Below are 14334 nucleotides of genomic sequence, written 5' to 3' on the forward strand. Positions count from 1 at the left end.
ATGATGCTGGAGAAGTCGTAAGGGGCGCGTAAGCGAGATCTGCGACCTGAGTCGTACTCGCGAATCAGCCCTGAGGCGGACCGCGATTGAGCAGGCCATACATATCGTGGGGGCATGTTCGGCAGACTGCGGGCCTGGGGGCGGCGGCATCGTGCGGTGGTGGACCTTGTCACCATCGCGCCCTTGGTGTTGTTCTGTCTGGCCGCGGTGCCGGAGTATGTCGGTGATCCGTTTACGGCATCGAGCGTGCGGCTCGGCGTGCCGGGGGCAATCGCCCTGTCGGTGGCGTTGTTGGGCCCGCTGGCATGGCGGCGAAACCACCCGCGTGCGGTGTTCGCGGGGGTGGCGGCGATCAGCCTGGTCCAGTGGCTGGTGGGGATCGAGCCGTTGCCCGCGAATCTCGCGGTCCTGGTGGGCATGTACGGCGTCGCCGCCCGCTGCCGGGTGGAATGGGCGATCGCGGCGGGCGTGGTCGCGGAGTTCGGCACCTACTTGGCCCTGCGGGCATGGAACGACCTCACGCTGGAGATATTCATCAACGCGTCGGTATTCGTGCTGGCGATCTGGATCGGCGGCATTTACACAAATATCCGGCAGCGATACGTCCAGGGCCTGGAGGATCGCGCCGAACGCGCCGAACGGGAGCGGGATCAGCAGGCGCTGATCGCCACCGCGGCGGAACGGGCCCGAATCGCCCGGGAACTCCACGACGTGGTGGCGCACAACGTAAGCGTGATCGTCGTGCAGGCCGACGGCGCCGGATACGCGATCGACAACGACCCGGAGCAGGCACGCAGGGCGGTCCAGGCCATCTCCGCCACCGGGCGGCAGGCACTGACCGAAATGCGGCGGCTGGTGGGCGTCCTGCGGGACGACACGGCCGCAACGGAGGACTACCAGCCCCAGCCGGGCCTGGGGCAACTGGAGGAACTCGTCCGGCAAGTACGGGAATCAGGCCTACCTGTGGACATGACCGTCGAAGGCGACCTGTCCGGACTGCCCGAGGGCGAGCAGCTGGTGATCTATCGGATTGTTCAGGAAGCACTGACCAATACCCTCAAACACGGCGGGCCGCAGGCCCGGGCGGACGTGCGGGTGGAAGCCGGCGGGCGGGAGATCGTGATCAGAGTGGTCGATGACGGGCGCGGCGCGGCGGCCCTCGTGAGCGAAGGCGGTCACGGGCTGATCGGCATGCGGGAACGCGTCACCATGTACGGCGGAACGATGGACGCCTCCCCCCGTACCGGCGGCGGGTTCCTCGTGGTCGCACGGCTCCCGGGCCTTCGCGAGGGAGCCGCATGATCCGCGTGGTCCTGGTCGACGACCAGGAACTGGTCCGCGCGGGATTCCGGATGGTGCTGGGCGCCCAGCCGGACATCGAGATCGTCGCCGAAGCCGCCGACGGCGCCGCGGCCGTGACGGCGCTCCGCGAGATCAGCGCGGACGTCGTGCTGATGGACGTGCGCATGCCCCGGATGGACGGCGTCGAGGCCACCCGGCTGATCCTCGCCAAGCCCGACGCCCCGAAGGTGCTGATCCTGACCACGTTCGACCTGGACGAGTATGCCTTCGCCGCCATTCGCGCGGGCGCGTCCGGCTTCCTGCTGAAGGACGTGCCGCCCGATGATCTGCTCAGCGCGATCCGCTCGGTGCACGCGGGCGATGCCGTCGTCGCGCCCAGCACGACCCGGCGGCTGCTCGATCTCGTCGTCGCGTACCTGCCGAACGAGGCCAGGCCTACGCGGGACCCGCGGGTGCTGACGGCGCGGGAGCGTGAGGTGCTCCTGCATGTCGCCCGCGGGTTGTCGAACGTGGAGATAGCCGGGCAGTTGCATCTGGCCGAAGCCACCGTGAAGACCCATCTAGGCCGCATTCTGGCCAAGCTGGAACTACGGGACCGCGCCCAGGCCGTCGTGTACGCATACGAGAGCGGCCTGATCACCAGTCGGCCGAAAGGCTGATCCCCGGCTACCTCAGGAGTCGCACTACCCCCCCGCCGAAGGCCCCTCGAGGACCAGTCCGAGCCCGTCCCGAGGGCCGATGATTCGCCGGGCGGCGCGCCCTAGCGTTGCTGCCATGACGATTACCACCGATGTCCGGCACGCCGTCGTGGCCAAGGGACTGACCAAGATATACGGGCAGGGCGACGCGGCTGTGCACGCGTTGCGCGGGGTCGACGTGAGCTTCGCCACGGGGGCGTTCACGGCGATCATGGGCCCGTCCGGCTCGGGGAAGTCCACGCTCATGCACTGCCTGGCCGGGCTCGACACGGTGACCGAGGGCAGCGTGACCGTCGGCGACACCGAGATCACCCGCCTGTCCGACAAGCAGCTGACGCTGCTGCGCCGGGAACGGGTCGGATTCGTGTTCCAGGCCTTCAACCTGCTGCCCACGCTGACCGCCGAGCAGAACATCCGGCTGCCCCTGGAGATCGCCGGACGGCAGGCCGATCAGGTGCTGTTCGACCGGGTCATCGACACGGTGGGGCTGCGGGACCGGCTCTCCCACAAGCCGAGCGAGCTGTCCGGCGGGCAGCAGCAGCGGGTGGCCGTGGCCCGGGCGCTGATCAGCAAACCCCAGGTGATCTTCGCGGACGAGCCGACCGGCAACCTCGACTCGCGCAGCGGCACCGAAGTGCTGGCGTTCCTGCGCCATTCGGTCCGCGAGCTCGGCCAGACGATCGTGATGGTCACCCACGACCCGGGCGCCGCCTCCTACGCCGATCGGGTGATCTTCCTCAGGGACGGCCTGATGGTCAGCGAGCTGATCGAGCCCACGCCGCAGACCGTGCTCGACACGCTGCTGAAGCTGGAGGCCTGACCGGTGCTCAAAACCACCCTGGCGGGGCTGCGAGCACACAAACTCCGGCTCCTGCTCACCTCCCTCGCGATCACCCTGGGCGTCGGCTTCATCGCCGGAACGTTCGTGCTCACCGACACGATCGAGGTCGGCTTCCGGCAGAAGTTCACCGCCGACGCCGCCAAGATCAGCGTCGCGGTCAAGCCGAAAGACAACCCCGAGGCCCAGGAAGCGCCCACCATCCCCGCCGACGCGCTGGAACGGATCCGGAAGGTCCCCGGCGTCGCCGACGCCCAGGGCCTGCTTCAAGGCCCGACCCCGCTGCTCGGCCGGGACGGCAAGGCGGCGGGCAACATCCCGACGACCGCCATCTCCGTCCCCACCGGCACGCTCAACCGCGTCATCGTCACCAGCGGCGACTTCCCCGCCCGGCCGACCGACGCGATCCTGGACGAGAACACCGCCAAGACCAGGCGCTTCGCGATCGGCGACACCATCACCGTGCTGGACACGAAGGGCGCAAGGAACGACTTCACCCTGGTCGGGCTCTTCGACACCGGCGTGAACCAGAACCTGGCCTACACCGGCGCGGTCGGTTTCACCACCGACACCGCCCAGCGCATGACCGGCGCCAAGGGCTTCGGCGAAGTCGACGTCGCCGGCGCGGAGGGCTCGGACCCCGCGCGGCTGCGAGACGCGGTGGCCGCGGCCATCGGCGCGGACTACGAGGTGAAGACCGGCAGCCAGCTGGCCGACGAGCTGGCCGCCCAGAGCAATGTCGAAACCAGTTACCTGACCCTGATGTTGCTGCTGTTCGGCCTGATCGCGATGTTCGTGGCCGCCCTGGTGATCTACAACACGTTCAACATCCTGGTCGCGCAGCGCACCCGCGAGATGGCGCTGCTGCGCTGCATCGGCGCGACCCGCGCCCAGATATTCGGCTCGATCCTGCTCGAATCCGTGGTCGTCGCGATCCTGTCCTCCGGCCTGGGCCTCCTGCTCGGCCTCGGCCTGGGCGCGGGCGCGATGGCCGGCCTGGACCTGCTCGACGCGCCCGTCCCCAGCGGCGCGGCCATCTCCCTCACCCCCCGGACGATCATCCTCGCCGTGGTGATCGGCCTGGTCGTCACCGTCGGCGCCGCCCTGCTCCCGGCCCGCGCCGCCACCCGCGTCGCCCCCATCGCGGCCCTCCGCTCCCAGGTCGAGGAACAAACCTTCAAAGCCGGTCTGGTACGGACAATCCTCGCGACCCTCTTCCTCCTCGCCGGAACCGGCGTCACCATCGCCGGAATCACCATGGACGGCGGCGGCGGCGACGCCCTGATCGTCATCATGGCCGGCGGCGCGCTCTTCTTCCTGGGCGTGCTCATCCTCAGCCCGGTCATCATGCGCCCGCTGGCGAGTTTCGTCGGCTGGCTCCCGCGCCGCCTGTTCGGCGTGCCCGGCAGCCTGGCCGTCGACAACGCCCGCCGCAACCCCAAGCGCGCGGCGACCACGACCCTGGCCCTGACCATCGGCGTCACCCTGATGACGCTGATCTCCGTGATCACCGCCACCACCCGGGCCACGATCAACGCCCAGCTGGACGCCCAGTTCCCGGTCGACTACATGATCTCCGAGCAGCGCGGCCCGGACTCCCGCATCCCGCGCGCCCTGGCCGCCGCCCTCCGCCAGAGCCCCGAAGTCGGCTCGGTCATCCAGATGCAGCGCGCCGAGGCGCAGCTCGAAGGCTCCGGCACGGAGAAATTCCAGGTAGGAAACTTCCCGGCATCGCCAGATTTCCGGCCGCAGGCGACCACGGGCTCGTTCGACGGCTTCGTCCCCGGCACCGTCGCCCTGGTCGACGGCACGGCCCGGTCTCTGGGCCGGAAGGTGGGCGACACGATCCAGCTGAAGACCGAACAGGCCGGAACGGTCACCTTGAAGATCGCCGCGACCTTCGACCGGGACAGCAGCGACCTGGCCCCCATCACCATTCCGCAGGCGGAATTCGACCGATATTTCGGCGCACTTGATGACGCGGCCGTCTACGTGAACGCCAAGGACGGCGTCGCCCCCGACGTCGCGCGCCGGGCGGTGGAGGCGATCGCGCAGCCGTACCCGACCGCGCTGGTGGTCAGTTCGACCGAGATCCGCAGCGAGTTCGAGGACGCCCTGGACATGATGCTCATGATCTTCGGCGGCCTGCTGGGCCTGGCCATCCTCATCTCCGTGCTCGGCATCGCCAACACCCTCTCCCTGTCCGTCCACGAACGCACCCACGAATCCGCCCTGCTCCGCGCGCTCGGCCTGACCCGCCCCCAGCTCCGCCGCATGCTCTCCGTGGAAGCCCTGCTGCTGGGCCTGATCGGCGCGCTGATCGGCATCACCCTCGGCGTCGTCTTCGGGTGGTCCGCCATGCAGACCCTCCCGTTCGACATCCTCTTCCGCGCCCCCGCCGACCTGATCCTGCTCTTCCTGGTCCTGTCCGGCCTGGCCGGCGTGCTGGCCGCCCTGCTCCCCGCCCGCCGCGCCTCCCGCGCCTCGATCGTGGACGCCCTCGCGAGCACCTGAGGTCCCCCCGCCCGCTCTCACCCCTGAGGGCGGGCGTTCCTCGGTTCGGGCAAACACACATGGTTCTGAGGATTCTTACCGGGAGCGCCCGGGGGTGGTCCCTTAACCTTGGGAAGCATGTTGCACGGAAGTATTGGCATCTTCGACAGCGGTGTCGGCGGGCTCACCGTGGCGCGGGCGATCATCGACCAGTTGCCGCACGAGTCGATCTTGTATGTGGCGGACACCGCGCGCCAGCCGTACGGGCCGAAGAGCATCGCGGAGGTCCGCGGCTATGCGCTGGAGGTGATGGATCACCTGGTCGCGCATCAAGTGAAGATGCTGGTCATCGCCTGTAACAGTGCCAGCGCGGCGGTGCTGCGGGACGCGCGGGAGCGCTATGACGTGCCGGTGGTGGAGGTGATCCAGCCGGCCACCCGCAGGGCGGTGCGGGCCACCAGGAACGGGCGGGTGGGGGTGATCGGGACGCGCGCCACGATCGAGTCGATGGCCTACCAGGACGCGTTCGCGGCCGCGCCGCACGTGCAGCTGGTGGGCGTGGCCGCGCCGCGGCTGGTGGAGTTCGTGGAGCGGGGCGAGACCGACAGCGAGGAACTCATCGAGGCGGTGCGGGACTACCTCGCGCCGGTGCTGGCGGAGGGCTGCGACACGCTCATCCTCGGCTGCACCCACTATCCGCTGCTGGTCGGGGCCATCTCCTACGTCGTGGGGGACGACGTGACGCTGGTGTCCAGCGCCGAGGAGACCGCCAAGGACGTCTACCGCGTGCTGCACGATCGGGGGCTCAACCGGTCCGCGGACGTGCCGCGGCATCGGTTCCGCGCGACCGGTGATCCGGCTCCGTTCGCGCGACTGGGGCGGAGGTTCCTGGGGCCGGAGATCCAGGCAGTCGAGATGGCGACGATCGGCGACGCACCCACGATCGCGGACGTTTCCGGAAATGGGAGGTCTCAGTGAGACTCACGATCGTCGGTTGCTCGGGGAGCTTCCCGGGGCCGGACAGCCCGGCCTCCTGCTACCTGTTCGAGGCGGAGGGCTTCCGCCTGGTGGTCGACCTCGGCAACGGCGCTCTCGGCGCGCTCCAGCGCCACATCGGCCTGCACGACGTGGACGCCATCTGCCTGTCCCACCTGCACGCCGACCACTGCCTCGACCTGTGCGCCTACCACGTCGTGCGCACCTACAGCCCCGGCGGCCCGTTCCCCCGCATTCCCGTGTACGCCCCTGCCGACGCCCCCCGCCGCCTCAACCGCGCCTACGGCATGCCCGACGAGCCGACCCTGGAATCGGCCTTCGACTTCCACGCCCTCACCCCGGACCGCCGCCAGATCGGCCCCTTCGAGGTGACCACCGCGCTGATGAACCATCCAGTGGAAACCTACGGATTCCGGATCTCGTACGGGGGCCACTCGGTCGCCTACTCCGGCGACACCGGCGAGTGCGCCGACCTGGTCCGGCTGGCCAGGGACGCCGACGTGCTCCTGTGCGAGGCGTCGTTCCTCGATCTCCCCGATCTCACCCCCGACCTGCACCTCAACGGCCGCCAAGCCGCAGAGCACGCCGCCAAGGCCGGGGTGGACCGCCTGGTGCTGACCCACCTCGTGCCCTGGTACGACCCCGACCGCATCCTGTCCGAAGCCGCCACCGCGGGCTTTACCGGGCGGCTGGAGTTGGCCAGAAGCGGTGCGGTCTATGACCTAGGGTGAAGGTCATGGCTCGCTCTGATGGACGTACGCCCGACCAGCTCCGGCCCGTCACACTCACCCGGAACTGGCTCGCCCACGCCGAAGGCTCGGTCCTCGTCGAGTTCGGCGGCACGAAGGTGCTCTGCGCCGCGACGGTGGAGAGCGGGGTGCCGCGCTGGCGCAAAGGCAGCGGTCTCGGCTGGGTGACGGCGGAGTATGCGATGTTGCCCCGCGCCACCAACACCCGCGGCGACCGCGAATCCGTGCGCGGCAAGATCGGCGGCCGGACGCACGAGATCTCCCGCCTGATCGGCCGCTCGCTGCGCGCGTGCGTGGACTACAAGGCGCTCGGCGAGAACTCGATCGTCCTGGACTGCGACGTGCTCCAGGCTGACGGCGGCACCCGCACCGCCGCGATCACCGGCGCGTATGTGGCGCTGGTGGACGCGGTCTCCTGGATGCGCAAGAAGCGCATGTGCCCCGGCGACCCGCTGGTCGACTCGGTCGCGGCGGTCTCGGTGGGGATCGTGGGGAACACGCCGCTGCTGGACCTCTGCTATGTCGAGGACGTGAAAGCCGGAACCGACATGAACGTGGTCATGACCGGCAAGGGCGCGTTCGTCGAGGTGCAGGGCACGGCCGAAGGCGCTCCCTTCGACCGGGACACGCTGGACGAGCTGCTCGATCTGGCCGCGGCCGGCTGCGCCGAGCTGACCGAGCTGCAGAAAATCGCTTTGGCCTGAGCGCGCGCGAGCCCGATCATTGAGGTCTGGCTTCTGTTTGGGGATGGAATGACACGTCTGGTGCTGGCGACCCGCAACGCGGGCAAGATCGTCGAGTTCCGCCGGATTCTGGCGGACGCGCGCGTACCCATCGATCTGGTCGGCCTGGAGGCGTTCCCCGAGATCGGCGAAGTGGCCGAGACCGGCCTCACCTTCGCGGAGAACGCCCTGCTCAAGGCCCACACCGTGGCCAAGGAGAGCGGCCTGCCCGCGGTCGCCGACGACTCCGGCCTCTGCGTCGACGCCCTGAACGGCATGCCCGGCATCTTCTCGGCCCGCTGGTCGGGCGGCCACGGCGACGACCAGGCCAACCTGGCCCTCCTGCTGGCCCAGCTCACCGACGTCCCCGACAACCGCCGCCAGGCCCACTTCACCTGTACGGCGGCGCTCGCGCTGCCCTCAGGCGAGGAACGGGTGGTCGACGGCATCATGACCGGCACGCTAATCCGCGAGCCCCGCGGCACCAACGGCTTCGGCTACGACCCGATCTTCGTCGCCGACGGCGAAACCCGCACCACAGGCGAAATGCCGGCCGCCGAAAAGGACGCCATCAGCCACCGGGGCAAATCCTTCCGCGCCCTGATCCCGGTCATCATCGAGGTCCTCGGCACCTGACCTGGCGCCTTCGCTTGAGAGCCACCGTGGGAATCTTCGCCGGAGAACCATCGTGAAGTCTTCGTGGGAGAACCACCGTGGGAATCTTCGCCGGAGAACCATCGTGAAGTCTTCGTGGGAGAACCACCGTGGAGTCTTCGTGGGAGAACCACCGGGGCATCTTCGCGGGAGACCACCGTGGAGTCTTCTCGGATACACCCTGGACGTCTTCGAGGACACCACGGCGCTGGCGGGGTCGGGCGGAGCCCGAGGGAAAACAAAGGGCTGGGTGGGTGGGAGAACCACCGTGTCTTGACTGTCGTTTCATGTGGGAGCTGGCGGGGATCTCGATCGCCTCGTAACCCGCTCGTAAGATCTTCTGTCGCTGGGTAGGCGTAGCGTCTGGAGTGTGGAACCACGCACTCGCCCGCCCGCTTGGGCGGCCGCTCTGGCGGGGGTGACGGCCGGAGCCGTCGCGCTCGGTATCGCCCAGCTCGTCGCCGGGGTCTTCGGCGGAACCTCGCCGATCATCGCGGTCGGAAACTCGGCCGTCGACAACACGCCGTTGTGGCTGAAGGAATGGGCGATCCGCACCTTCGGCGAGAACGACAAGAACGTGCTCATCGGCGGCATCCTCGTCGTCGTCGCCCTGCTCGCCGCCGCCCTCGGCGTGCTCTCCCGCCGGCGGGTGGGCTTCGGCGTGGCCGGGTTGTGGCTCTTCGGCCTGGTCGGCATGGTCGCCGTCCTCACCGGGGCCGAGGCAGGGCCGCTCGCCATCCTGCCGCCCCTGATCGGCGCCGGAGCCGGGGCGATGACCTTGTCGTCGCTGTTCCGGCGGCTGGAACCGCCCCCCTGGGCCGAGTCGGAACGCGCCGAAGCGCTCGCCGCGGCGAAAACCGATGATTCGCGCGCCGCAGCGGAACCCGGTGATTCACACGCAGCGGCGGAGCATGACGATTCACACGCAGCGGCGGAACGGGACGATTCCGGGAAAACGGAAATGCCGCCCGTGATGCGGGCGGGATCCGAGCTGCATGCGTTCAGCAGGCGTCGTTTGCTGACCGGCGTCGGCGTGGGCGTGGGCGTCGCCGGTGTGTCCGGGATCGCGGGCCAGCTCCTCTCCGGCCGCAACGACGTCTCCGGTGCCCGCACGGCCGTCGCCAAGGCGCTGCCGACCGCGGCCACACCGTTGCCGCCCCTCCCCGCCGGAGTGGATTTCAAGATCCCGAACCTGTCCCCCTTCTCGACCCCCAACCACGACTTCTACCGCGTGGACACCGCCCTGGTCGTGCCCGCCGTGGACCCGAAGAGCTGGACCCTGAAAATCCACGGCATGGTGGACAAACCCATCGAGATCACCTTCGACGACCTCATCAAACGCCCGCTGATGGAAGCCGACGTCACCCTGACCTGCGTCTCCAACGAGGTCAACGGCCCCTACGTAGGGAACGCCCGATGGCTCGGCGTGCGCATGGCCGACGTCCTGCGCGAGGCGGGCCTGCAGGCCAACGCCGACATGCTGCTCAGCACCTCCAGCGACGGCTGGACCTGCGGCACCCCCATCGACATCGTCATGGACGGCCGCGACGCCCTGTTCGCCATCGCGATGAACGGCGAGGTCCTCCCCGTCTCCCACGGCTTCCCCGTCCGCCAGGTGGTCCCCGGGCTGTACGGCTACGTCTCCGCCACCAAATGGGTCACCGACATCAAGGTCACCCGCTACGACCTCGACGAGGCCTACTGGACTCCCCGAGGCTGGTCCGCCATGGGCCCCATCAAGACCGGCTCCCGCATCGACCTCCCCCGCAACAAGGTCAAACCCGGCCGCAACACGATCGCCGGCGTCGCCTGGGCCCAGCACCGCGGCATCGAAAAGGTGGAAGTCCAGGTCGATGACGGCGACTGGCGCGTCGCCCGCCTGGCCGAAGTCCCCGGCCCCGACACCTGGCGCCAGTGGGCGATCGACTGGGACTTCACCCCCGGCCTCCACACCATCCGCTGCCGCGCCACCGACGGCACCGGCCAAACCCAAACCGCCAACGGCGCCCCACCCGCCCCCAACGGCGCAACCGGCTACCCCACCGTCCTGATGGAAGCCGTCTAACCGACCAGCTTGCCCCGACCAGTCGGCCATCCAACCGACGCCTCTCCGTCCAAATGGAAACCACCACCCCACGCAGCAATCGACCAACCGACCGGCATCTCCGTCCAAAGGGAAGCCACCCCCCACGCAGCATGCGCTAAGCCAATCGACCATCCGACCGAGCCCTCCGTGCCCACGGAAGCCCGGCCATTCCGCGCAGCTCACCCAAGCCGCCCAGCCTCATACGCGGTTCGTGTCCCTCGGTGCAGGGCTTCCTCCAGCCCTCACCGCACGATGACGCCCTTGCCTCCGACTCGGGGTTAGCACCTCTGCCCCCAGGAGACCTCCTCCCCCAAGCAATCGCCCATGCTGGGCGCACAGCATCGAGCCGACTGGCCCTGCGACCGGCGTCTTCGTCCTGGTGGAAGCCGTTAATCCTGGCTGCGCCAACGCGTGGTCTTTCGTGTGGCGGCCGGTTCTTGGGTTGGCCAGCTGAGCGGCATGATTTGGGAAATACGACTTACCAGACGGGAGCGGGCTCTACGATCGACATCCTGAGGGGGAGGGGCCTGCAGTTGGTTTTCAGGGGGATGGCCGATCGTCAGTCGCGGTGGCGGCTGCCGAGCGGCGTCTACAACCCCGTCGTCACGGGTGACGGCCGCCGCTGGCGTGACTATGAGCACGCCGCTGAGACGCCGGCCCCGACGCTGGATGAGCGACCGTCCCTCCCGCGGAGCTCAGGCGTCGGCAACGACTGGTTCGATCGTGGTTGCCGTCCGCCCCGCCTGGACGAGGCCAGGCCGTACGGGATCGCGGGGGGTCTGGCCCGGCCGGACCCGCAGACGCAGGAGGACCTGCTGCAGGCGGCGGCCGGCCGATTCCCGGATCCGCGCGGCACCTGGATCCGGCTGATCAACGCGGAGGGTCCGACGGAGGACCCCTTCCGGTCTACCAACGCGATCGACTGCGCCCTCGCCGTCCTGTCCACCTGGCACGGCGAGCCCGCGGTGGCGGCCCCGCGCCAGCCCGAATACGACCGCGCGGGCAAGCCCGTGCTGTCCGGCGAGACCGGCGGGGTGGCCAGGGCCGAACAGTGGCTGGGCCATCGATTCGAGTATCTGGGCCAGGGCCGCCGCGCCTACTCCACCATCGCCCAGCGCCTGCTCACGGGTGGCCAGGGCGCCGCCGCCATGCTCATCACCCGCTGGCCCAACGGCGGCAGCCACGCCTGGAACGCCGTCAACTCCGGCGGCGAGGTCCTCTGGATCGACGCCCAGCGCGGCCACATGGCCGTCGAACCCCCCTACGAGAACGTCACCGGCGTCTTCTGCGTCATCATCGACCACACCGGCCAGCGAATTTGACCCGCCCACACCCGGAGCGTGCGCGATGACCCCCGAAAGCGCACGAGCCCTGGCCGAGGACTACTTCAACGGCGGCCGCCCCCACCCGCTCGACATCGCCGTCTACACCTTCGACGCCGGCTACGTCGCCTGGCCCCGCGAACCCACCCCCGGGGACCCCACCGTCTTACCCGACACCGTCGGCGGCGCCTGCATCGTCATCGACCGCCACACCGGCGAGGTCTCCGTCCGCCCCCTCCTCCCACCAGAACTGGTAGCCGAACTCTGGCCCGACCCCACCCCTCGCTAGAACACCTACGCCGTAGGCAGGATCAGCCTGGCTACCCGGCCTGGGACCGCACCCCTCGTTAGAGACCTCATGCCACTTCGTGGCGCCATGATCTCGGCGTGCCGAGTCTCTGACACCTCTCTCACGCCCTCCTGACCCCGGCATTGACAGCGGACCCGGGCTGATCGTAGCCTCAACCAAGGCTTATTTTTAGTAAACTTTCCTAAGGAAAGGATCCGAAGGCTTCCGCCGTCCCCACGTTGGCATGGAGGCGCGGTTGTCCATCGGCGCGTACGCAATGGCAGGCCAAGGCACCGGCGGCCATCACTCTCGGCACCAGCCACTTCCCACAGCTGAAGGATCCCTGTGCCCAGAAAATTCGTGAAACGTTCCCTCGCCGCACTCTTCGGCATCACCGTCGCGGTCTCCATCGGCTTCACCGTCAGCCCCGCCACCAGCGCCGTCGCCAGGCAGGCCGCCGCCCCGTTCAAGGTGCTCGCCTTCTACAACGGCACCTGGGACGCCGCCCACATCGACTTCGACAAAGAGGCCAGGGAATGGTTCCCCACGGCCGGCGCCCAGTACGGTTTCACCTGGGAGGCGACGACCGACTGGAGCCGCCTCAGCGCCGCGGGCCTGGCGCAGTACAAGGTCATCATGTTCCTGGACGACGCCCCGCCCGCGAGTCAGCGGGCCGCGTTCCAGACCTACATGCAGAACGGCGGAGCCTGGATGGGCTTCCACGTCAGCGCGTTCACCACCAACCCCAGCTCATGGAGCTGGTACTACAACACTCTGCTGGGCTCGGGCGCGTTCCAGACGAACACCTGGGGGCCGACCGCCGAGACCCTGAAGATCGAGGATCGCGGCCACCCGTCCACGGCAGGGCTACCGGCGACCATCCAGTCCTCGGTGAGTGAGTGGTACTCGTGGAGCCGTGACCTGCGGCAGAACCCCGATATCGACATCCTGGCGTCGATTGACGCCGCCAGCTTCCCGGTCGGCAGCGACCCGAACCAGCAGTGGCGCAGCGGCTTCTACCCAGTCATGTGGACCAACACGAAGTACAAGATGCTGTACGCAAACTTCGGCCACAACGCTATGAACTACGCCACGAATACGCGTACATCGTCGACCTTCGCGAGCGCCCAGCAGAACCAGTGGCTGATCAACGGCCTGCTCTGGCTGGGCGGTGTGGGCGGCACCACACCGCCGACACCGCCGCCGACACCAGAGCCGATCTCCCCGACCACGTGGTACTCGGTCGTCAACAAGGGCAGCGGCAAGTGCGTCGACGCCCGCGCGGCCGGCACCACCAACGGAACCGCGATCCAGCAGTACACCTGCAACGCGACCAACGCTCAGCAGTACCAGTTCGCACCGACGAGCGGGGGTTTCGTGCGCGTCAACAACCGCGGCAACAGCGCCCAGGCGCTCGACGTGACCAACGTGTCGACCGCCGACAACGCCCCGATCCAGACCTGGACGTACGGGGGCGGCAACAACCAGCAGTGGCAGCCGGTCTCCGAGGGAGGTGGCTACTACCACTTCGTCAACCGCAACAGCGGCAAATGCCTCGACGTCCCAGCCGCGTCCACCGCTGACGGGGTCCAACTCGTCCAGTACTCGTGTAACGGCACGGCCGCCCAGTCCTACCGGCTGGTCGCACAGAGCTGACGCGGGAGGCTCACGAGCGGGAGCGGTGGCTGGACATCGGCATCCAGCCACCGCGGCTCGGCCTCTCTCTAGCCGCGGCCGACGCGGGCAAGCTGGCGGGATTGGGCTACCAGGCGGCCGGTGGAGTCGTGGACTTCGACGTCCTCGTCGAACCAGTCGTCGGAGATGAGGCGGCCGGAGGCGAGGATGGTGAGCCAGCCGGGGGCGGGGAGGGCGCGCAGGTGCCAGGTCAGTTCGACAGTGGGGGCCCAGCCGCGCAGGCCTGCGGAGAAGGCGACCGGAGGGAGGGCGTCGACGGCGAGGGCGAGGACGTAGGGGTCGGGGTCCTGGGGTTCGGCCAGGCGGAAGTAGGCGCGGGATTCGGGGTGGTTCGTGGGGGTGTCGGTGAGCCAGCCGACGGTCGGGGGGTCGAAGCGCAGGTCGGTCTGGGCGTTGAGGTTCATCTGGGAGTCGGGCTTGGGGTCGGGGAGCCGCACGCAGTCGTCGAGTGGGGGCATGGGCGTGGCGGGCGGGGTCGTGTAGAAGGGGG

General features: G+C 69.0%; 13 protein-coding genes. 12 read left to right on the plus strand and 1 reads right to left on the minus strand.

Annotation, left to right across the window (positions count from 1 at the left end):
- The first annotated feature begins 114 nt into the window (after nt 1–114).
- The 12 genes from Amac_RS17185 to Amac_RS17240 all read left to right on the plus strand — a co-directional run bounded on the left by Amac_RS17185 (nt 115) and on the right by Amac_RS17240 (nt 13805).
- The gene (locus Amac_RS17185; RefSeq protein ID WP_155355403.1) at nt 115–1302 is read left to right on the plus strand and encodes a sensor histidine kinase; all 1188 of its coding nucleotides are present in this window, start codon (nt 115–117) and stop codon (nt 1300–1302) included.
- Nucleotides 1299–1961 (plus strand): response regulator, encoded by a 663-nt coding sequence (locus Amac_RS17190; RefSeq protein ID WP_155355404.1) that lies wholly within the window; start codon nt 1299–1301, stop codon nt 1959–1961. Before Amac_RS17185 ends, Amac_RS17190 begins: the two co-directional genes overlap by 4 nt.
- 115 nt (nt 1962–2076) lie before the next feature.
- On the plus strand, nt 2077–2820 hold the full coding sequence (locus Amac_RS17195; RefSeq protein WP_155355405.1) for an ABC transporter ATP-binding protein: 744 nt from the start codon (nt 2077–2079) through the stop codon (nt 2818–2820).
- A gap of 3 nt (nt 2821–2823) precedes the next feature.
- Complete coding sequence (locus tag Amac_RS17200) at nt 2824–5352, plus strand: ABC transporter permease (protein ID WP_155355406.1); 2529 nt, start codon at nt 2824–2826, stop codon at nt 5350–5352.
- A 117-nt stretch (nt 5353–5469) separates the two neighbouring features.
- Nucleotides 5470–6309, plus strand: a complete 840-nt coding sequence (gene murI / locus Amac_RS17205; protein ID WP_155355407.1) for a glutamate racemase — start codon at nt 5470–5472, stop codon at nt 6307–6309.
- On the plus strand, nt 6306–7058 hold the full coding sequence (locus tag Amac_RS17210) for an MBL fold metallo-hydrolase (RefSeq protein WP_155355408.1): 753 nt from the start codon (nt 6306–6308) through the stop codon (nt 7056–7058). Before murI ends, Amac_RS17210 begins: the two co-directional genes overlap by 4 nt.
- A 5-nt stretch (nt 7059–7063) precedes the next feature.
- Nucleotides 7064–7780 carry a ribonuclease PH gene (gene rph / locus Amac_RS17215; protein ID WP_155355409.1) on the plus strand — a complete coding sequence of 239 codons (717 nt, stop codon included), beginning with the start codon at nt 7064–7066 and terminating at the stop codon, nt 7778–7780.
- Between the two features lie 48 nt (nt 7781–7828).
- Nucleotides 7829–8434 carry an RdgB/HAM1 family non-canonical purine NTP pyrophosphatase gene (rdgB, locus tag Amac_RS17220; protein WP_155355410.1) on the plus strand — a complete coding sequence of 202 codons (606 nt, stop codon included), beginning with the start codon at nt 7829–7831 and terminating at the stop codon, nt 8432–8434.
- 388 nt (nt 8435–8822) lie between these two features.
- Nucleotides 8823–10517, plus strand: a complete 1695-nt coding sequence (locus Amac_RS17225) for a molybdopterin-dependent oxidoreductase (RefSeq protein ID WP_155355411.1) — start codon at nt 8823–8825, stop codon at nt 10515–10517.
- Nucleotides 10518–11086: 569 nt separating this feature from the next.
- Nucleotides 11087–11860, plus strand: a complete 774-nt coding sequence (locus Amac_RS17230) for a toxin glutamine deamidase domain-containing protein (RefSeq protein ID WP_155355412.1) — start codon at nt 11087–11089, stop codon at nt 11858–11860.
- Between the two features lie 25 nt (nt 11861–11885).
- Nucleotides 11886–12149: an SUKH-4 family immunity protein gene (locus Amac_RS17235; RefSeq protein ID WP_155355413.1), complete on the plus strand. Its 264-nt coding sequence runs from the start codon at nt 11886–11888 to the stop codon at nt 12147–12149.
- A 345-nt stretch (nt 12150–12494) separates the two neighbouring features.
- Nucleotides 12495–13805 carry an RICIN domain-containing protein gene (locus Amac_RS17240; protein WP_155355414.1) on the plus strand — a complete coding sequence of 437 codons (1311 nt, stop codon included), beginning with the start codon at nt 12495–12497 and terminating at the stop codon, nt 13803–13805.
- Between the two features lie 68 nt (nt 13806–13873).
- On the opposite strand, the gene Amac_RS17245 is transcribed toward Amac_RS17240, so the two are convergent.
- Nucleotides 13874–14334, minus strand: a 461-nt coding sequence (locus tag Amac_RS17245) for a thioesterase family protein (RefSeq protein WP_170322535.1), incomplete at its 5' end; no start/stop codon positions are given.

Origin of the sequence: Acrocarpospora macrocephala (assembly GCF_009687865.1) — a bacterium.
Classification (GTDB): domain Bacteria; phylum Actinomycetota; class Actinomycetes; order Streptosporangiales; family Streptosporangiaceae; genus Acrocarpospora; species Acrocarpospora macrocephala.